21 protein-coding genes are annotated in these 18804 nt (G+C 62.6%); 10 read left to right on the plus strand and 11 right to left on the minus strand.

The window, feature by feature from the left end:
* Window positions 1-46: 46 nt before the first annotated feature.
* Together MKZ91_RS22695 and MKZ91_RS22700 are read left to right on the plus strand one after the other, a co-directional pair.
* Window positions 47-745 carry a glutathione S-transferase family protein gene (locus MKZ91_RS22695; protein WP_336173308.1) on the plus strand — a complete coding sequence of 233 codons (699 nt, stop codon included), beginning with the start codon at window positions 47-49 and terminating at the stop codon, window positions 743-745.
* A gap of 126 nt (window positions 746-871) precedes the next feature.
* Window positions 872-1318: a hypothetical protein gene (locus MKZ91_RS22700; protein WP_336173310.1), complete on the plus strand. Its 447-nt coding sequence runs from the start codon at window positions 872-874 to the stop codon at window positions 1316-1318.
* A gap of 28 nt (window positions 1319-1346) precedes the next feature.
* Here the strand turns inward: MKZ91_RS22700 and MKZ91_RS22705 are convergent, their stop codons facing one another.
* The 3 genes from MKZ91_RS22705 to phnF form a co-directional block, all read right to left on the minus strand.
* Entirely contained in the window at window positions 1347-1973 is a 627-nt protein-coding gene (locus MKZ91_RS22705) for a hypothetical protein (protein ID WP_336173311.1), read from the minus strand.
* Window positions 1974-2006: 33 nt separating this feature from the next.
* A complete protein-coding gene (locus MKZ91_RS22710; RefSeq protein ID WP_336173312.1) occupies window positions 2007-3401 on the minus strand; it encodes a selenium-binding family protein in 1395 nt (464 codons plus the stop codon).
* A gap of 165 nt (window positions 3402-3566) precedes the next feature.
* Window positions 3567-4298, minus strand: a complete 732-nt coding sequence (phnF, locus tag MKZ91_RS22715) for a phosphonate metabolism transcriptional regulator PhnF (protein ID WP_336173313.1) — start codon at window positions 4296-4298, stop codon at window positions 3567-3569.
* A 108-nt stretch (window positions 4299-4406) separates the two neighbouring features.
* On the opposite strand from phnF, the gene phnG reads away from it, so the two are divergent.
* The 8 genes from phnG to MKZ91_RS22755 all read left to right on the plus strand — a co-directional run bounded on the left by phnG (window position 4407) and on the right by MKZ91_RS22755 (window position 9893).
* Entirely contained in the window at window positions 4407-4874 is a 468-nt protein-coding gene (gene phnG / locus MKZ91_RS22720; RefSeq protein ID WP_336173314.1) for a phosphonate C-P lyase system protein PhnG, read from the plus strand.
* Entirely contained in the window at window positions 4874-5482 is a 609-nt protein-coding gene (gene phnH, locus MKZ91_RS22725; protein WP_336173315.1) for a phosphonate C-P lyase system protein PhnH, read from the plus strand. The genes phnG and phnH overlap by 1 nt, the downstream gene beginning before the upstream one ends.
* Before the next feature lie 3 nt (window positions 5483-5485).
* On the plus strand, window positions 5486-6595 hold the full coding sequence (locus MKZ91_RS22730; protein WP_336173316.1) for a carbon-phosphorus lyase complex subunit PhnI: 1110 nt from the start codon (window positions 5486-5488) through the stop codon (window positions 6593-6595).
* A complete protein-coding gene (locus MKZ91_RS22735; RefSeq protein WP_336173317.1) occupies window positions 6592-6861 on the plus strand; it encodes a hypothetical protein in 270 nt (89 codons plus the stop codon). Before MKZ91_RS22730 ends, MKZ91_RS22735 begins: the two co-directional genes overlap by 4 nt.
* Window positions 6858-7736, plus strand: coding sequence for an alpha-D-ribose 1-methylphosphonate 5-phosphate C-P-lyase PhnJ (locus tag MKZ91_RS22740; RefSeq protein ID WP_336173318.1), 879 nt, complete (start codon window positions 6858-6860; stop codon window positions 7734-7736). Before MKZ91_RS22735 ends, MKZ91_RS22740 begins: the two co-directional genes overlap by 4 nt.
* Window positions 7733-8509 carry a phosphonate C-P lyase system protein PhnK gene (gene phnK / locus MKZ91_RS22745; RefSeq protein ID WP_336173319.1) on the plus strand — a complete coding sequence of 259 codons (777 nt, stop codon included), beginning with the start codon at window positions 7733-7735 and terminating at the stop codon, window positions 8507-8509. The genes MKZ91_RS22740 and phnK overlap by 4 nt, the downstream gene beginning before the upstream one ends.
* A gap of 65 nt (window positions 8510-8574) precedes the next feature.
* A complete protein-coding gene (gene phnL, locus MKZ91_RS22750) occupies window positions 8575-9282 on the plus strand; it encodes a phosphonate C-P lyase system protein PhnL (RefSeq protein WP_336173320.1) in 708 nt (235 codons plus the stop codon).
* Window positions 9279-9893: a DapH/DapD/GlmU-related protein gene (locus MKZ91_RS22755; RefSeq protein ID WP_336173321.1), complete on the plus strand. Its 615-nt coding sequence runs from the start codon at window positions 9279-9281 to the stop codon at window positions 9891-9893. The genes phnL and MKZ91_RS22755 overlap by 4 nt, the downstream gene beginning before the upstream one ends.
* A gap of 70 nt (window positions 9894-9963) precedes the next feature.
* Here MKZ91_RS22755 and MKZ91_RS22760 read toward each other — a convergent pair whose 3' ends face one another.
* The 8 genes from MKZ91_RS22760 to MKZ91_RS22795 all read right to left on the minus strand — a co-directional run bounded on the left by MKZ91_RS22760 (window position 9964) and on the right by MKZ91_RS22795 (window position 18717).
* Window positions 9964-10560, minus strand: a complete 597-nt coding sequence (locus tag MKZ91_RS22760) for a DUF922 domain-containing Zn-dependent protease (RefSeq protein ID WP_336173322.1) — start codon at window positions 10558-10560, stop codon at window positions 9964-9966.
* Window positions 10561-10750: 190 nt separating this feature from the next.
* Entirely contained in the window at window positions 10751-11275 is a 525-nt protein-coding gene (locus tag MKZ91_RS22765) for a DUF992 domain-containing protein (protein WP_336173323.1), read from the minus strand.
* Between the two features lie 339 nt (window positions 11276-11614).
* Complete coding sequence (locus MKZ91_RS22770) at window positions 11615-13330, minus strand: dihydroxyacetone kinase family protein (RefSeq protein WP_336173324.1); 1716 nt, start codon at window positions 13328-13330, stop codon at window positions 11615-11617.
* Window positions 13331-13343: 13 nt separating this feature from the next.
* Window positions 13344-14282: a sugar phosphate isomerase/epimerase family protein gene (locus tag MKZ91_RS22775; RefSeq protein WP_336173325.1), complete on the minus strand. Its 939-nt coding sequence runs from the start codon at window positions 14280-14282 to the stop codon at window positions 13344-13346.
* A gap of 95 nt (window positions 14283-14377) precedes the next feature.
* Window positions 14378-15916, minus strand: coding sequence for a tripartite tricarboxylate transporter permease (locus MKZ91_RS22780; RefSeq protein ID WP_336173326.1), 1539 nt, complete (start codon window positions 15914-15916; stop codon window positions 14378-14380).
* A 135-nt stretch (window positions 15917-16051) separates the two neighbouring features.
* Window positions 16052-16552, minus strand: coding sequence for a tripartite tricarboxylate transporter TctB family protein (locus MKZ91_RS22785; RefSeq protein WP_336173327.1), 501 nt, complete (start codon window positions 16550-16552; stop codon window positions 16052-16054).
* A 61-nt stretch (window positions 16553-16613) separates the two neighbouring features.
* Window positions 16614-17600 (minus strand): tripartite tricarboxylate transporter substrate binding protein, encoded by a 987-nt coding sequence (locus MKZ91_RS22790; RefSeq protein ID WP_336173328.1) that lies wholly within the window; start codon window positions 17598-17600, stop codon window positions 16614-16616.
* A gap of 73 nt (window positions 17601-17673) precedes the next feature.
* Complete coding sequence (locus tag MKZ91_RS22795) at window positions 17674-18717, minus strand: 4-hydroxythreonine-4-phosphate dehydrogenase PdxA (RefSeq protein ID WP_336173329.1); 1044 nt, start codon at window positions 18715-18717, stop codon at window positions 17674-17676.
* Window positions 18718-18804: the final 87 nt, after the last annotated feature.

The following is an 18804-nucleotide window of genomic DNA, read 5'->3' on the forward strand; positions in this document are numbered from 1 at the left end:
TTCGGCTGGCGACCCGCCGGACCGCAATCGAACAGGGAGAAGTGTGATGTCGGCAATCAAGCTCAATGTGATCAAGCCCAGCGTCAACAACATGACGGCCCGCGTCTTCCTGAGGGCGGCCAAACTCGATTTCAGCGAGACCGATGTCTACGGCCAGACGCGGACACCGGAGTATCTGGCACGAGCCCCGTCCCATTTGACTCCGATGATCGAGACTGAGGACCTGCCCAAGGGAGCGCTGTGGGAGAGTTGCGCGATCATGCAGTATCTCTGCAACAAGCACGGACTCGACGAATTTTACCCCAGGGATCCCGAAGCGCGCGCGATGATCGACAGCGCCATGTTCTATCTGATCGGGACCCTTTATCCCTATCTCGCGCGGGCGACCTATCCGGCGCTGAACTTTCCGCTCTATGCGGGTGAAGTTGGCTGCAGCGACGCCGACGCCGCGACGAAGGAAACCGCACGACAGGCGGCAGTGGCGGCACTCGCCGAACCGCTCGAGGTCTTCCATGCGTTCTACATTGGCGACAAGCCGTTTATCGGCGGTGCCAAACCCTCCATTGCCGACATCAGGTTTGCCGCAACGCTCGAGTTCCTCGCAGCGATCGACTATGTCCTGCCGGACTGGGCCAAGGCCTATACGGCCAATATGGAGCGAACACTTGGCGCCGCCTATGCCGAGCCTGCTGCAGATGTTCGTGGATACATCAGCTACGTCAAGGCACAGGGCAAGGGCAATTGAACGGGACGTACCGGATCACGCTAGGGTTTTCGCCGGCGGTGCGATCGCCAAGCTATACCTATGGTCAGGACGAAAATGCCGCGGGTCGATGATAGATCAAAAGAACGACCCGCGGAGAATCTTCACATGCAAACGTTTCGATACCTTGCGCTTGGCATGGTTGCCTTCAATGTGGTGCTTGCGACCTGGCTCTGCCTCCACATGCTCTATGATCCTGAGGGATGGTACTATTTCGTGCCGGGTGTCACCGATACCGGGATGTACAACCAGCACTTCATACGCGACATCGGGATCATACAGGGCTTCGTCGCCATCGCTTTTCTGGTCGGCATGTTCAAGACGGAGCGCCGCCTGGAACTATGGACGGCAGCAACGCTGTGGCTCATCGCCCACGCCTGCTTCCACTATTGGGAAGTCGTTGTGGGTATCTGCTCGGCGTCGGTGATTGTCCGTGACTTCCCGGCGGTCAGCCTCCCTGCCATTTTCGGCATCGTCGCCTGCACTTGGGCCGCGATGTCCTCAAGTGAATGGCCGCGGGTTCAGCGCGCGAAACTCGATGCGCAAAGTTGGTGACCCGGTCCGCAGCAATGGCGTCGGCAAGTCACTGAACGAGTAGGGCGATACCGGTCGCACCGAGCGCCAGCGTCCAGAGGCGATCGAAGTTGATCCATGCCGAGCGCAGCAGTGCAAGGTCAAACCAGGTGAAGACGGCAAGTGACAGTGCGGCGGTCACGATAAGCATTGCACCGCTATGAACGGCAATGGCGGCCAGCGAGACCGGCAATGAATTCGCCATCGCCAGATCGCCAGCGTGCTCCGCAAGACAGAGGCTGAGAACAGCCGGCAGCAGCATCAGGCCTGCCCCATGGCTGGTCGCCGTCAAAAAGGACCATAGGCCCAGGCCGGCCAGGCCGGTTCGCATACCAATTCGAAAGCGGTGGCGGTGTCCATAGAAGGCGGTGTAGACGGCCACACCCAGAATGAACACGGCTGCGGCCAACCGGAAGGCACTTGGATCGAGGACCGTGCCGAATGCGACGGCCGCCGCCAGTACGGCTGCAACCGACAGTGCGTGGCCAAGCGCAATGGGAACGATGGACAGCCAGACGACCTTGCGGTTCTGGCGATGAAGACCGAGCGCCACAGCAAACAGCCAGCCCATCGCCGGATTGACGCCGTGAAACGCACCGAGGCCGGCGAGCGAAAGCCATGGCCATAACGCTGTCATTGGCGCTGACAGGACCGCACGGCCGCTCCTCCCTTACGGATAACAATAGGAATCGGACGAGCAATCGCCGCCCTCGAGGCGAACCTGATGCGGCCGGTGGCCCTTCGGCCAGTCGACGAAAAACCTCTCGTCGAAGGCGATCCCGCCACCATCGGCAACATCCAGCTTGACCATCCATCCGTCGATACCATCAGGGTAGAACTGCGGATCGATGGCGCCATAGAGCGAATTTGTGAAATAGACCCGTTTGCCGTCGCGGCTGACTTCCACCATCTGCGGCCCGCCATTCAGCGCTCTGTTCTTGGCCTTCGGATGGCTCGCACGCGAAACGATGCCGCCGATCCGCACGCGCCCCGTCTCCTTCGGCGCGAAGGGGTCGGAGACATCGTACTGGATCATGTCGCCGGTGCCCCAGCAGGACACGTAGAGGAAGCGGTCGTCCATCGACAGGTCGATGTCGGTGACGAGCGGCGCGACCGCGCTGAAACCTTTCAGCACCGGCGGCAACAGATCCGGATCGGCCGGTTCTGCCGGAATCTCGATCACCTTCTTCACGGCCCATCGGTCGCCGTCGCGATACCAGGTCCAGATCGACGCCGAGAGGTCCTTGAGGCTGATGACGCAGCCGACGAAACCATAGGCCTTGGTCGGATCATGGGCCGGGCGCAGTTCGAAGACGAGCTGGTGTTCCTCGCCGAAATCGATCTCTTGCAGATGCTTGCGCTTGTGCAGGTCCCAGAAGTGCAAGCGGCGGCCGTATTTCGAACCGAGCAACACTTCGGGAACGAGCCCGTTCTCGAAGGTATCGGGCGTGCCCCACTCGCTGGTGATCATCGTGTCATGGCCGAGATGCCACCAGAAATCATAGGCGAGCTTCTGCGGTCCCCGATCCATTTCCCATTGGCCGAGCACGTCGAAGCTCTGGTGATCGAGCAGGAAAATCCCGCCGGGCGCCTTGCCGTCGCGATCGGCGAGCGCGTTAACGTAAATCCCCTCAGGCCCGCAATGGGTGGTGTGCAATCGCGAATAGTTCGCCTTCTCGGCAACTTCCGAGGGCTCGATCACGCGCACGATCTTCGGATTGCGCGGGTCCGGCCTGGTGTCGATGATGTGCAGGCGGGAAGACCGCAGGCCCGGCACAATCAAGTAGCGACGCTCGACATGCGGGTGCGGCGCATTGGGGCAAAGGCAGGAGGAGCAGGCGTTCCAGCCGAAATGATGCAGCTCGTCGCCGACATTCGGCATATCGACCTGGCCAACGATCTGCGAATAGGTTGGCGACGCCGGATCGACGTCCACGACTGCGATCGCATCCGCTCGCTTTCGGTCCGGATCGAACGCAGCCACATAGGCGAGCGTTTCCTTTGGTGCCTTGGCTGCCATGCGTGGTGATGGATAGAAGGAAGGATCGGGTCGCCACGTCGCCATTACCATTCTCCCGTTAGAGAATTCCCAATGCGCGGTTCCTGATGCGGGCTTCGGTCATGCGGCAAAAACGCGTCGGAAATGCGGCGTCTGCCTTATTTCCCGATAGGACGAAGGGTCCTGGCGACAGACTGCTCACTGGTGCGTCGCCGCGCCTGCCAAGCTGCCTTACGTCTCGATTTTCAACTTCATTCTATCCGCTGCGAAACGGCTGCGCGAGTACTCCACCGGCTTGCCGTCGAGATCAGCATTGAGGGACTGGGTTTCGAGCACGATAGCGCCGGGTGAGAGCGTCAGCATCGAGAGTTCCTCGGCATCGGCATGGCGAGCAACGATTTCGGTCGAGACGCGCACATAATCGTCGAGGCCGTGAGCGGCGAAGGCCTTGGTGACGGAATGCAGGCTTTCGAATTCTTCGGCCATGCGCGGAAAGCGATGCGCCGGATAGTAGCTCGACGACACCGAGAGCGGGCGCCCATCGCCGCTGCTGACGGTTCTCAGTTCAACCACCGGATCGCCGGGTTTGATCCCCAGTGCCGTTGCCACCTCGCCCGCAGCCGGCAATTCGGCGTGACCGAGCAGTTTCGTGCCGATCTCCTTTACCTGATGACCAAGCCCTTGCGAAAAGCGGGTGCGCTTCGAAATCGGGTAGCTAACCCTCTCCTTGCGCTCGATCATCGTGCCGCGCCCTTGTACGGCGCGTACCAGCCCCTCTTCGGCAAGTGCTGCAAGTGCGCTTCTGACAGTGTGACGGTTGACGCCGAATTCCGTGGCGAGCGCCGTTTCGGGCGGCACCATGCCGGTCTGATCGTAGTCGCCGTTGCTGATCGCCAATCGGATCCGGTCGGCGATCTGCCGCCAGAGCGCGACGCCGGTCTGGCGCTCCACCACTTTTCGCATGGCCGTGTCTTTTCGCATTGGCATGTCACAAGCCTGTCATTTGCCGACGATATGAAAAAGTATAAGATGTATAGTTGTCTAGATCAATAGACATTTGAGGTGAAAATGATGGACGCGAAAGTGAAGCAGGAAAGTTCGCCAGACCCGGCGCGCAAGGAAGCCATGCGGTTGCTCGCCCAGGCAACGCTTGCCGAACTCAAGGACGCCTGGGAAGCGCTCGCAGACCGGCCTGAGGTTCACCCGGTCCGTGGACCCGAAACCGGCCTCGTGATGGTGCGCGGCCGCATCGGCGGCGGCGGCGATCCCTTCAATCTCGGCGAGGCGACGGTGTCGCGCGCAACCGTCCGCCTTTCGACCGGCGAGATCGGCCACGGACAGTTGCTCGGAACCGACAAGGAGCGCGCCCGTTTCGCGGCCATCTTCGATGCGCTTTCCCAGCGCGGTGGCGACAAGGCTGGCGTCGATGCCCTGCTCGGTCGCGTCGCTGAGCGGCTCGCGCAGGACGAGCGCCGCAAGGCCGAAGAGACCGCCGCCACCCGCGTCGACTTTTTCACCATGGTCCGAGGAGACGACTGATGGCCAGCCAATCGCAGATCTATGCCGGCGCTTTCGCCGATCCGGTCTTTGCCGCCCAGTCCGTGTTCCGCGATCTGATGGATGGCTTTGCCCGCCCAGGCACGATCAAGCAGCTTTCCGCCAAGAGCGTGCCACCCGCTCCTTTGTGTGCCGCAGCCGGCGCCGTGGCATTGACGCTTTGCGACCACGATACGCCCGTGTGGCTGACGCCGGCGCTGTCCAAATCCGCCGTTCCGCAATGGATCGCCTTTCATAGCGGAGCACCGGTAACCTCGAGCAAGACCGAGGCCCGCTTTGCCGTCTTTGAAAAGGGCGCCGCCATTCCGAGCTTCGATCATTTCGCGCTCGGCACGCAGGAGTATCCGGATCGCTCCACCACGCTCGTCATCGAAATCGAAGCGCTCGCAGGCGGCGCACCTCTCGTTGCCAAGGGCCCCGGCATCAAGACCGATATCGAGCTATCGCCAAAGGGCTTGCCGGATGTGTTCCTGGAGTTCTGGAACGCCAACCGCGCGATTTTCCCGCGCGGCGTCGATCTCGTGCTGACCGCAGGTGAAGCGCTTGTCTGCCTGCCGCGCACCACCCGTCTTTCGCCGAAGGAGGCGTGAGCCATGTATGTAGCCGTCAAGGGCGGGGAAGCCGCCATTGCCAATGCCCACCGCCTTCTCGCCGATCGCCGCCGCGGCGACCGCAATCTCCCCTCCATCACCATCGACCAGGTGGTCGAGCAGTTGGGTCTTGCCGTCGACCGGGTGATGGCGGAAGCCTCGCTCTATGACCGTGCGCTCGCAGCCCTTGCCGTCCGCCAGGCGCGCGGCGACATGATCGAGGCGATCTTCATCCTGCGTGCCTACCGCACGACGTTGCCGCGCTTCGGCTATTCCGAGCCAGTCGACACCGCCAACATGAAGGTCGAGCGCCGCGTGTCTGCGACCTACAAGGACCTGCCCGGCGGGCAGCTTCTTGGCCCGACGTTCGATTACACCCATCGCCTGCTCGACCCGTCGCTGGTTACTGACGAAGCCATCGCCGAACCGGCCACCAAGGAGCCCGGCGAACACGTCATGCGGGTCTCCGACATTCTCGACGGCGAAGGCCTGATCGAGGGCGACGGTCAGATGCCCGAGGGCCATGTGCTGGGCGACCTGACGCGCGAGCCGATGGAGTTTCCGATGGCGCGCGACTTGCGCCTGCAGGCACTCGCCCGCGGCGACGAAGGTTTCCTTTTGGCGCTCGCCTACTCCACCCAGCGCGGCTATGGCCGCACCCATCCCTTCGTCGGCGAAGTGCGCATCGGCGAAGTTGAAGTGGAACTCGACCTGCCCGAACTCGGCTTTGCCGTCTCGCTCGGCACGATCCGCGTGACCGAGTGCCAGATGGTCAACCAGTTCATGGGCTCGGCCAAGCAGCCGCCGCAGTTTACCCGCGGTTACGGCCTCGTCTTCGGCCAGAGCGAACGCAAGGCCATGTCGATGTCGCTGGTCGACCGGGCGCTTAGAACCGACGAGTTCAACGAGGATATCGTCGCACCCGCCCAGGATCAGGAATTCGTCATCTCGCATGCCGACAACGTGCAAGCAACCGGCTTCGTCGAGCACCTGAAGCTGCCGCACTATGTCGACTTCCAGGCTGAACTCGACCTCGTCCGCCGCATACGCCGTGACTACGACGCCGCGAATTCGGGCGAGACGGCCAAGGAACAGCGGGAGGCAGCCGAATGATCGGGTACGCTCTCTCCAGCGGTTCAGTCGCCGCCACCGTCCCCGCCACCGCAATCGCCGCCGTCATCGGCATAGACGCCACTGGCATCGCCCCCGCTATCATTCTTTCGCGCTCGGCCATCCGGCTCGCGCTGTGGCCGGCGAGCAATGCCAAACAGGCCGGCGACTGCGGAACACACGACGAAGATCCCAACCACCCCGACAAAAATCTCGCTCAAATCCTGGCCTCATCAGCGGTCGACACACTCAAGGGTAATCGGCGATGAACGACCTTGCTACCTATAATTTCGCCTATCTGGACGAACAGACGAAGCGCATGATCCGTCGCGCGATCCTCAAGGCGATCGCCATCCCCGGCTACCAGGTTCCTTTTGCGTCGCGCGAAATGCCGATGCCCTATGGCTGGGGCACCGGCGGCGTTCAGGTGACCGCCTCGATCCTCGGACCGGAAGACGTGCTGAAGGTCATCGACCAGGGTGCCGACGACACCACCAATGCGGTTTCGATCCGCGCCTTCTTCCAGAAGGTCGCCAATGTCGCCGTCACCACTCGCACGAAGGACGCGACGATCATCCAGACACGCCACCGCATCCCGGAGGAAAAACTCACCGAGGGCCAGACGCTCGTCTACCAGGTGCCGATCCCCGAACCCTTGCGCTTCCTCGAGCCGCGAGAGACCGAGACGCGCAAGATGCACGCACTCGAGGAATACGGGCTGATGCACGTGAAGCTCTACGAGGATATCGCCCGCAACGGCCATATCGCCACGACCTACGCCTATCCGGTGAAGGTCGAGGGGCGCTATGTGATGGACCCGTCGCCGACGCCGAAGTTCGACAATCCGAAGATGCACATGTCGGAAGCGCTGCAACTCTTCGGCGCCGGCCGCGAAAAGCGCATCTATGCCGTGCCACCCTATACCGATGTCGTCAGCCTCGACTTCGACGACCATCCGTTCGAGATCCAGAGCTTCGACAAGCCCTGCGCGCTCTGCGGCGCCGAGGACGTCTATCTCGACGAGGTGATCCTCGATGACAAGGGCGGGCGCATGTTCGTCTGCTCCGACACCGACCACTGCGAGGACCGCCGCGCCTGCGGCCATGCAGGTCACATGCTTGCCCGAAAGGAGGCAGCAGAATGAGTTCCCTTCCGCTTCTCAAAGTGAACGACGTCTCGAAGTTCTACGGAAGCCGCATCGGCTGCCGCAACGTCTCCTTCGAGCTCTATCCGGGCGAAGTGCTCGCCATCGTCGGCGAATCCGGTTCCGGCAAGACGACGTTGCTCTCGTGCCTGTCGACCCGGCTGATGCCCACCTCCGGCATCGTCGAATATCACATGCGCGACGGCCAGTATCGCGACCTTGCCCGCATGGGCGAGGCCGAGCGCCGCTTCCTGATGCGCACGGACTGGGGCTTCGTGCACCAGAACCCGGCCGATGGCCTGAGGATGACAGTCTCGGCCGGCGCCAATGTCGGCGAGCGGCTGATGGCGGTCGGCGACCGCCACTACGGCAACATCCGCGCCGCCGCCAGCGACTGGCTGGAGCGGGTGGAAATCGGCGTCGACCGCATCGACGACCAGCCGCGCGCCTTTTCGGGCGGCATGCGCCAGCGCCTGCAGATCGCCCGCAACCTCGTCACCTCCCCCCGCCTCGTCTTCATGGACGAGCCGACCGGGGGCCTCGACGTCTCGGTGCAGGCACGCCTGCTCGATCTGGTGCGCGGTCTGGTGCACGACCTCGGCCTTGCCGCCATCATCGTCACCCACGACCTCGCCGTCGCCCGCCTCCTCTCGCACCGCATGATGGTGATGAAGGACGGTGCCGTCATCGAGCAGGGCCTGACCGACCGGGTGCTTGACGATCCGCGCGAGCCCTACACCCAGCTCCTCGTCTCCTCGATCCTGCAGGTGTGACGCATGATCCCGAACCGCAACCCCCGGTCTTCGGCCAAGATCATGCGCAAAGGAAAGTAAGAACCATGGCAACACCTCTCGTTGTTTCCGAAGTCGCAAAAAGCTTCACCATGCATCTGCGTGATGGCGTCCGCCGGCCGGTCGTCGCCAACGTCTCCTTCTCGGTGAAGGCGGGCGAATGCGTCGTCCTCGGCGGCCCGTCCGGTGTCGGCAAGAGCTCGATCCTGAAAATGCTCTACGGCAATTACGGCGTCGACGAAGGCCAGATCCTGATGGATCACGACGGCAAGCTCGTGAACCTTGCGGCGGCCGAGCCGCGCACGGTGCTTGAAGTGCGGCGCACGACGCTCGGTTATGTCAGCCAGTTCCTGCGTGTCGTTCCGCGCGTCTCGGCGCTCGACATCGTCGCCGAACCGCTGCAGGCCCGCGGTACCCCGCTCGAGGAAGCGCGCGCACTGGCAGCCGAACTCCTGAGCAAGCTCAACCTGCCGCGTGAACTCTGGAGCCTGCCGCCGGCCACCTTCTCCGGCGGCGAGCAGCAGCGCGTTAACATCGCCCGCGGCTTCATCACCGACCACAAGATCCTTTTGCTCGACGAACCGACGGCCTCACTCGACGCGAAGAACCGATCTGTCGTCGTCGAGCTGATCGCCGAAAAGAAGGCCAAGGGTACGGCACTGATCGGCATATTCCATGACGAAGAAGTACGCGACGCCGTTGCTGATCGCATCCTTGACGTATCGGCCTTCTCGCCACGAAAGGCTGCCGCATGAGCCAGAAGCTTGGGCTTGAGCCCTTCATCCATCCAACCGCGAGCGTCAACAATTCGACGCTCGGCCACTACACCGAGGTGCAGGAGCGCTCGCGCCTCGACGAGGTCGAATTCGGCGACTATTCCTACATCATGCAGGACGGCTCGATCTGGTGCGCGACGATCGGCAAGTTCGTCAACATCGCGGCAGCCGTGCGCATCAACGCCACCAACCATCCGACCTGGCGGGCGACGCTGCACCACTTCACCTACCGCGCGCCCAACTATTGGGACGATACGGAACTCGACCACGACCTCTTCGCCTGGCGGCGTTCGAACCGGGTGACGATCGGCCACGACGTCTGGATCGGCCACGGCGCGACGATTCTCCCGGGCGTCAATGTCGGCAATGGCGCCGTGATCGGCGCCGGTGCCGTCGTTTCCAAGGACGTCGAGCCTTACACCATCGTCGGCGGCGTGCCGGCGAAACTCATTCGCGCGCGTTTCAACGAGGGCATCGGCGAGCGGATGGACGCGCTTTCCTGGTGGGATTGGGATCACCAGCGGCTGCGCCGCGCACTCGACGATTTCCGCGAGCTGACGGCGGAAGAGTTCTTGGTGCGCTACGCCTGAGCGGCTGAGCAATTGCCTGTTTGGGGACGCTGCTAGCGAAGCGGCGTCTTCTTCGCATGAGCAAACGGATTTATGGCCCGTTCACCAGCCTCAGGATCAACTGGTGGATATTGCCGCCATCGGTCAGTTCCACTTGGTCGAAGTCGCGGCTGCGCTTGCGCTGTTCTTGCGATAGCGCGCCAAGGCGCTTGGTCATTTCGGTGCGGATCTTCTGGCACTTCGGGTCATCGGGAATCGTCAGCCCCAAGGTCGCCTGCTCGATTGCGCGCACCATCTCCTTGATGAAGTCGCCATGCACGAGCTCGTGCTTGCGCACGCCGTCGATAAAGATCTCCCAGTTCTCGCGCGTGCCTGAAGGCAGCGGCTTGGCGGGCTTTGGCAACGTGTAGGTGATGATCAGCTTGGGCCTTGCCGTCGTCAGCACGCAGGCGCCGCCCTGTTCCTCGTATTTGCGCGTCCAGGTCAACTTGAAGTTGGTATGCGCGATCGCCCGACCGAGCCCGGCCTTCGGCCCACGTTCGCCGATCGAGGCGTAGAGTTCAGCACCGGTCTGCCCGGTGATGGTGTAGGGCGCCTCCTTCTCGACCGCCTGCCATTCGGCAAAAGCGATCCGTGGCACAGACGCAAGGCAAAGGGCAACGACGCCCAGGCAAAGGCTCTTGTTCAATCCAACCTCTCGACGTTCGCCGTTGCGGCGACACGGGCTACTGACTGCCTTCCTTAAACGCGAATCGGCTGATGGCAACAGGTCAAAATGCCAAGGCACCGCACGCCATCCGGGCGCGCGGTGCCTTCGTTGTTTGATGCGGTCTTGCGGAACCCCGTTGTGGGAGGTGCAACGGGACGACCAAACGACCTTAGTTGACGGCTGTCAGCGTCATCGACGTGCCGGTTGCGGCGAGATTGAGGCCGATCTGGCCGGTCACGCTGATGGTCTGCAGATGGATCGCGCCAGAGGTGCCGCCGACGAGGATGTTGGCACCAATGCCGGCGCCAACGGTCGCTTCGGCCGTAGCACCCTGATAGAGGCCGCCGAGCGAGCCGCGGTGGTAGCCGGCGGTCGGCGCGAACACGGCCCAGATCAGGCGGCTCTGCGTCGTGAATCCGACATCGACGCCCATCTTGCGGATGGCGCCGGAATAGTGGTCGGACGCCTCAGCGCCCATCGTCGAACGGAAGACGCAGTCGACTTGCTTGGCCGAACCGAGCACATAACCGACGCCGCCCGCGATGTTGCAATCGAGATAACCGATTTTGACGCCGTTGCTGGTGTCGGGCTCCGGCTGCGGCTGGGCCCTTGCGAGATCGGCAGCGTTGGCAGCGATCGCGCTCGCGAGAACCAGAGACGCTGCGGACACCTTCACGGCAAAACTCTTTTTCATTCTTGTCTCCTACTCGAAACGTCAGAAATGATTGGCATTTAACCGGCGGCACACGAACTCGAGCACTTAGCGCACGCTGCAGGAAGGACCAGCCATAGCCCGCCATCGGGCAATTCCGTGGCAGGCTTTCGGTAGCCGAGAAAATCGATGGGGTTTCCCCAACAATGACGGGAGATTGTGTTGAAAAAGCCACGGCCAACGCGCCGTGGGATCACTCCTTGGTCAAATCGCGCGACGGACGCGTTGATCCGAGGCCGTTCAGTGAGCCGGCAAATTCCGACCCGGAACGATCTCGCGAACGGGTGACGATGCCGCCGCCCGATCGCAATGGTGTGAAGCTCAACCCCTTTCGGAGGCGAGAACGTCGGCGGCGACGCGGGCTGTCAATGCCAGCGAGACCGCGCCTGCATCCGGGTGGCCGATGCTCTTTTCGGCAAGCGGGCGCGCCCGGCCGAGCTTCGGCGTGAGGTTCGACGTCGCCTCGGCCGCTTCGGTCGCCGCCTTGGCACCGGCCTGCCAGGCCCCTACCAGCGACTTGCCGGCCGCAAATTCGCGTTCGAGTGTTTCGACAAAAGGCACCAGCGCATCGACGAGCGTCTTGTCGCCGACACGCGCCCGGCCAAGCCGGGTCACGCCGTCGAGCGCTCGGCGTGCGCCTTCGACAATGGCAGCATCCGTGGGCGCCGTCTCATCACTGAAAGCCCCGCTCCAGGCACGCAACAGCAGGCCCCAGATCGCGCCCGAGGTCCCGCCGGCACGATCGGCCCAGGCGTCACCTGAAACTGCAAGCACGCTGGCCGCACCGGCGCCGGCCGCAACCGCAGCCGATGCTGCGTCCCTTGCCGCCGCCGAACCGCGGCGCATGCCCTGTCCATGGTCACCGTCACCGGCAAAGGCGTCGATACGTCCGAGTTCGTCTTCGGCCTGTCTCAGCGCTTCGGCGATTTCGCCGATCAGCCGCGCGATGCACTTGCCGCTCGCCTTCGATGGATCTGATGCGGGTGCAAATACGGCCGGACCATCTTCGTCCGTGAGCGCGTCGGTCGCCTGTTCGGCAGCGATGATCGTGCCCTTGCGCAGCACCGGTGCGTCGCAAGGCGCACGCCAATAGGTTTCGAGCTCGTCGTTCAGCCACAGCAGCGACAGCGAGCAGCCCTGCATGTCCAGGCTGGTGACGAATTCGCCGCATTCGGGGTCGATGATCTCAAGGCCGGCTGCCTTCAATTCCCTTTCGATGGCGACCCAAAGCACGAAGAGTTCTTCGTACTTGGTCGACCCGAGACCGTTCAGAACCGGCGCAACCTTTTGGACACCGGCCGGGCGCTCGATGAGCAGCTTGCCGACCAGCAGCCTGGCGAACTCGCTCGCTGAAACGATCTTTTCTTCGCGGATGCCCGGCTCGCCGTGAATGCCGAGACCAAGGGCCATCTCCCCCTTCGGCACGGAAAAGAGCGGTTGCTTGGCGCCGGGAAGCGTGCAGCCGCCAAAGGCGACACCGAAGGACACGGTGCGGTCATTGGCAAGGCGCGTGACACGCTCGACCTCGTCAAGCGACAGGCCTGCCTCGGCGGCAGCACCGGCGATCTTGAAGACGACGAGATCGCCGGCAATGCCGCGGCGCTTGGCCGGAGTCTCGGCCGAGGCGCTGGCGACATCATCGGTGACCGGCACGATGCGCACGTCGATGCCCTCGGCGCGCAAGCGCTCGGCGGCAACGCCGAAATTGAGCACGTCGCCGGCATAGTTGCCGAAGCCGAGCAGCACGCCGCCGCCCTGTTCGGCCTGCCGGCAGACGCGGGCGACAGCCGCGGTCGACGGCGAGGCAAAGACATCGCCGGCAACGGCCGCATCCGCCATGCCCGGACCGACGTAACCGGCAAAGGCCGGATAGTGGCCGGAGCCGCCGCCAATGACGACCGCAACCTTGCCCTTCGGAACCTTGGTCGAGCGGACGACGCCACCCTTCACGAGACGGACGTTGCGCGCATAGATCGAACTGAACCCGGCAAGCGCGGTCGTCGCAAACTCTTCCGGTGCGTCAAAGATTGTGGTCATCGCGTCTCTTCCCTTAGTCGCGAGGCAGAATGCGCCTCAGATAGTCCCGGTTGGCGGCGCTGACGGAGAGGCCGTCACCGCCGTAATGCTCGCAGAGGAATGGGCTGTTGAAGCCGTGGGCCAGCGCCATGCGGATGGCGGCGCGGTAGTTGATCACGCCGAACTCCAGCGGTGCCGGATGGGTCACCACCAGGCCGGAGGTCTCATCCTCGGTGCGGTGGTAGTTCTTGACGTGCCAGTACTTGGCAAATGGCGCGACCTTTTCCATCATCTGCTGCCAGCGCTCGACCGGGCGATGGAGACGAACAAGGTTGCCGAGGTCGGCATTAATGCCGACATTTGCCAATCCGACGTCGGTGACGAAGCGCACGGCGCTATCGGCCGAGCCGATATAGGTATCCTCGTACATTTCGAGCGCCAGCTCGATGCCAAGTTCCTCCGCGTGGCGGCCGAGTTCGCGAATGCGCTGGACCGCCTTCTGCCAGACGGCGGGATCGTCCGGGTTCTTGACGCCGTCAACGGTCCAGAACCAGAGCGCCTTCTTCTGCGCCTCGGTGAGTGGCCCGAAGAAACCGAAGGAAACAGAACCGGCACCGATTGCAGCCGCCGTATCGATGACCCGATGCCCATAGGCAAGGTATTCGTCGCCATGGTCAGGATCGATGACGCTGCGCCGCGAGGTCGAGATCGCCGGCATGGTGAGGCCTAGATCCCGCGTGAGCTTGACGAAGCTGTCGAGCCGCGCCGGCGAGAGATCGGCAAGCCGGATCCAGCTATCGGTCGGGTCGAGTTCGGTAAAACCCGCATCAACCACATCGGCAAGCGTCTCGGCCCATTGTTCGGCCGATTGCTCCTGCACCGAGCTGCCATCCGGCATAACATTGGAATACTGGATCATCGCGGCCGCGATCGGCCAGGTTTCACGTGTCCATTTGCGTGATGTCTTCGCCATGACGCTCCTCACCATTCTCCGGATCATTCCAGGTGGAAGTCCGCTTCACACTTTTCCTGGAATTGCACTTTGATTTTGGGGATGCGGCGGCTCCGTCAAGCCGCCGCGCTACCGTCGCCGTGCGGTTGGGCCGCATCGTGCTTGCGCTTGCGGGCCAGGCCGATCAGCCCGAAGACAAGCGGCGACAAGAGAAGGGCAAGACCGAGTGCCATCAAAGAGGAAACCAGCGGGTTCGACCAGAAGATGTTGAGACTACCGCTGGAAAGCAGCATCGACTGGCGGAAGGCATCCTCGGCCTTGTCGCCAAGCACCATGGCGAGAACCAGCGGCGCCAGCGGATACTCGAGCTTCTTGAAGACATAGCCGAGTACGCCAAAGCCGATGACCAGAAAGATGTCGGAGACCGAATTTGCCACCTGGTAGGCGCCGGAGAAGATGACGGCAACGATGACCGGACCGATGATCGCAAACGGCACGCGCAGGATCGACGCATAGAGCGGCACGGTGGCGATCACGAGGAAGACGGCGACGACGTTGCCAAGATACATCGAGGCAATCAGGCCCCAGACAAAGTCCGGTCGCTCGGAAAAGAGCATCGGTCCTGGCGTCAGGCCCCAGATCATGAGTCCGCCCATCATTACGGCTGCGGTTGCCGAACCAGGAACGCCCAGCGCCAGCATTGGCAAGAGCGCCGAGGTACCGGCCGAGTGGTCGGCTGTTTCCGGTGCGACGACGCCGCGCGGGTCACCCTTGCCGAACATCGACTTGTCGCGGGCCGAACGGCGGGCGACGCCATAGCTCATGAAGGAGGCGGCCGTCGGACCGGCAGGCGTGATGCCCATCCAGATGCCGATGATCGTCGAGCGCAGGATGGTGAACCAGTAACGCGGGATCTCGACCAGCGTACGGCCGATCTCGACCAGCTTGACGCGCGCCTTGATGCCCTCGAAGCGAAGCCCCTCTTCCGTGGTCAGCAAGAGTTCGCCGATGCCGAAGAGACCCATCACGGCGATCAGGAAGCTGACGCCCTTGATCAGCGTCGGGATATCGAAAGTCAGGCGCAGATCGCCGGAGATCGTGTCCATGCCGACGGAGGCAAGCGCGAAGCCGAGCATCATCGATACGAGCGTCTTGAACGGCGATTGCGCGCCCATGGAGATGAAGCTGGCGAAGGCGAGGAAATAGACGGCGAAGTATTCGGGCGACGAGAAGCGCAGCGCGAAGTTGGCGACCCAGCCGGACAGAAGCGTGATCATCACGACGCCCGCAAGCGCACCGATACCGGCAGAGACGAAGGCGAGCGTCAGCGCCCGGCTCGCCTGCCCGGCCTTGGCCATCGGATAGCCATCGAAGGTGGTCGCCACCGACGAGGGTTCGCCGGGAATGTTGAACAGGATCGATGTCGTCGAACCGCCGAAAAGAGCACCCCAGTACATGCAGGACAAAAGGATGATGGCGGAGATCGGATCCATCGAAAAGGTGAGCGGCAAGAGCAGCGACACCCCGTTCGGCGCGCCGAGGCCCGGCAGCACGCCGACGAGAATGCCGAGCGTGACGCCGATCATCATCAACAGGATATGGTTCCAGCTGAGGATGTGGCCGAAGCCATCGATCAGGAGACCGATATTTTCCATGTCATTCCTCCCGGGGCTTAAAGCGCGTCGAGATCTTTCAGATTTGCTCTTTGCGCTTTAAGTCTTTGATTTTCTGCATGTCGTTGTCGCAAAACCGCGATGCGATTTTGCGCGACATGCCTTGGACGGTCGGGATCAGTAGATCCCGAACCAGGCTTCGATCGGTCCCTTCAGCAGGGGAACCTTGAAGCCGATCTCGAATACGACGAAGAAAAACAGCGTGACGACGACGCCCGACGGCAGCGCGATCCACCATTTATAGCGGCCCTGGAAGAGCATGGTGCCGGCAATGTAGAGCGCGGTTCCGACATAAAGCCCGAGCCAGGCAGAAACACCTGCAAAGGCAACGAGTGGCAGAAGGAATGACGCCACAACCTTGGCCCGATGGCCGTCGATGAAGATCTCGCCCGTACCACGATGCTTCACGAAGGCGTGGACCGCATTGGCGACGCTTCCAAGAAGGATCAGAAGGCCGACATAAAAGGGAAAATAACCGGCTTCCGGCCCGAACTCGGTCCATCCCGCACCGATATCGAGAGACCCGTAGCAGACCGCAGCACCGAAGGCGCCGGTCAAAACAGCAACGCCAAGCTCAACCGCGAAGCGGGAGACCCCATTCGCACCGTTCTCGCTCATGATCGTGACCTTTCAAAGCGAACGACGGGTGCCTGAAGGCACCCGTCTCAATGTCCCGCCCTTAGTTGGCGAGCCAGCCTTCGCGCTTCAGCACTTCTCCAACGGCAGCACCATCCATCTCGATGGCGGCCTTGAAGTCGTCACCGGCGATGTAGGAAGGCGACTGCGAGGTGTCGGCGAGGTACTTCGCCCATTCCGGCGTTTCGGAAACCTTGCGCATCAGGTCGGCATAGAACTTGACCACATCCTGGTCAACGCCGGCCGGCAGCCAGACGGTGCGCGGCATCGAGTAGTTGTCGATGGCGATGCCCGATTCCTTGCAGGTGGGGATATCGCTCCAGGCCTTGTCGCCAGCAACCTTCGCGTCGTTCGCAAGCTTGACGCTCTTGAAGACACAGAGCGGCTTGACCATGCCGGCCTGCCACTGACCGAGGTTTTCACTCGGGTTGTTGACGTTGGCGTCGAGGTGTTCACCGGCAAGCTGGACGGCCGCTTCGCCGCCGCTCTTGAACGGAATGTAGTTGATCGTGGCACCAGTCGCCTCGTTGATCATCGAGGTGAGGATCTGGTCGACGTCCTTCGACTGGCTGCCGCCGATCTTCAGCCCGCCTTCCTTGGCCTTGGTGGCGAAATCCGCTGCGGTGCTGTAGGACGCCTTGCCGTTGACCCAGAGAACGAACTCGTCGGACGCAAGTGCGGCCACCGGCGTTAAGTCTTCAGCCTTGTAAGGGACCTTGGCGCGTACCGGCAACAGGTAGGCGTTGTTGGTGCCGAAAGCGAGCTTGTAGGCGTCGCCCTTGTTGGTGGCGGTGTAGACGAAACCTTCGGCGCCGCCAGCGCTGCCCTTGTTGGTGACGACAACCGGCGCCTTCATCAGCTCGTACTTGCCGATGATCGCCTGGATCGTGCGAGCAAAGATGTCGGTGCCGCCGCCCGGACCGGCGGTGACGACGAACTCAACCGGACGATCGGGCTCGAAGGCCGAAGCCGGGGCGGCAACGCCGAAGGCGGCTGCCATGATGCATGCGATGGAGACGGATTTCTTCATGTCTGGTCCTCCCGTTATGTGGGTTGCGGCGCAAGACCTCCTCCTGCGCCGTATTGCGTGAAAGCGTGCGAAATCAGGCGGCCGCCTCGAGGGCCGCCTTTTTCTTCGCCATGCGCACCGCAAGCAACAGCGCTTCGCGGCTGGCGCCGACGTCAGCGATGCCCTTGCCTGCAATGTCATAGGCAGTGCCATGGGCGGGCGTGCAGAGAGCGAACGGCAGACCACCCATCATGGTCACGCCCTTGTCGAAGCCCATCAGCTTCATCGCGATCTGGCCCTGATCGTGGTACATAGTGAGGACGGCGTTGTAGCCTTCCTTCAACGCCCGACCGAAAACGGTATCGGCCGGAAACGGTCCCGCGACGTTGAAGCCGAGTGACTTCGCCTTCTCGATCGCCGGCTCGATGATATCGATCTCTTCCATGCCGAAGCTGCCGCCGTCGCCGGCATGCGGATTGAGACCGGCAACCGCGATCTTTGCCTCTTCGTACCCAGCTTCCTTGAGGCAGGCCCGGGTCAGTTCGAGCTCGGCGATAATGCCGTCGACCGAGAGATTGTCGGCCACTTCCTTGAGCGGAATATGCGAGGTGACGCGCGCGTTCCAGACCTTCTCAAGGACATTGAACTCGCGGACCTTGCCGGTAAAGCCGAGCACGTCGGCAACGAAACGGATCTCGTCGTCATAACCCGGATAGGCAAAGCGCATGGCCTTCTTGTTGAAAGGCGTGAAGCAGACGGCGTCGGCCTTACCGGCATGTGCCAGCTCCAGCGCCGTGCGGAAGTTGCGGGTCGCAAACGTGCCGCCGGCAAGGGTCGCCTCGCCACGAACGACTTCGGCGGGATCAAGATGCGCGAGATCGACAAAAACGTGACGCGCAGTGCCGGCCTTTTGCAGATCCTCAAGCGTCGACGGCTCGAGGTCGAGCGTCACGCCGGCGGCCTTGGCACCCTCATCCAGAACGCGGCGATCGCCGATGGTTATGATGTGTGCGGCTTCCCGGATGTCGGCGAGCGCCAAGAGCTTTGCCGTGAGTTCCGGGCTGATGCCCGCCGGATCGCCCATGGCGAGCGCAATGACAGGACGCGCGCCGTTACCGGCAGCACCGTTGGTCGTCATGTGAGATGTCCTCCGCTTCATTCTTCGGCTGCCGTCATACGTTATTCAAAATTCTGCATCAAGTCTTTTGTATTCTGTATGCAGCAT

This window comes from Ensifer sp. MJa1 (genome assembly GCF_037026475.1).
Taxonomy (GTDB): domain Bacteria; phylum Pseudomonadota; class Alphaproteobacteria; order Rhizobiales; family Rhizobiaceae; genus Ensifer.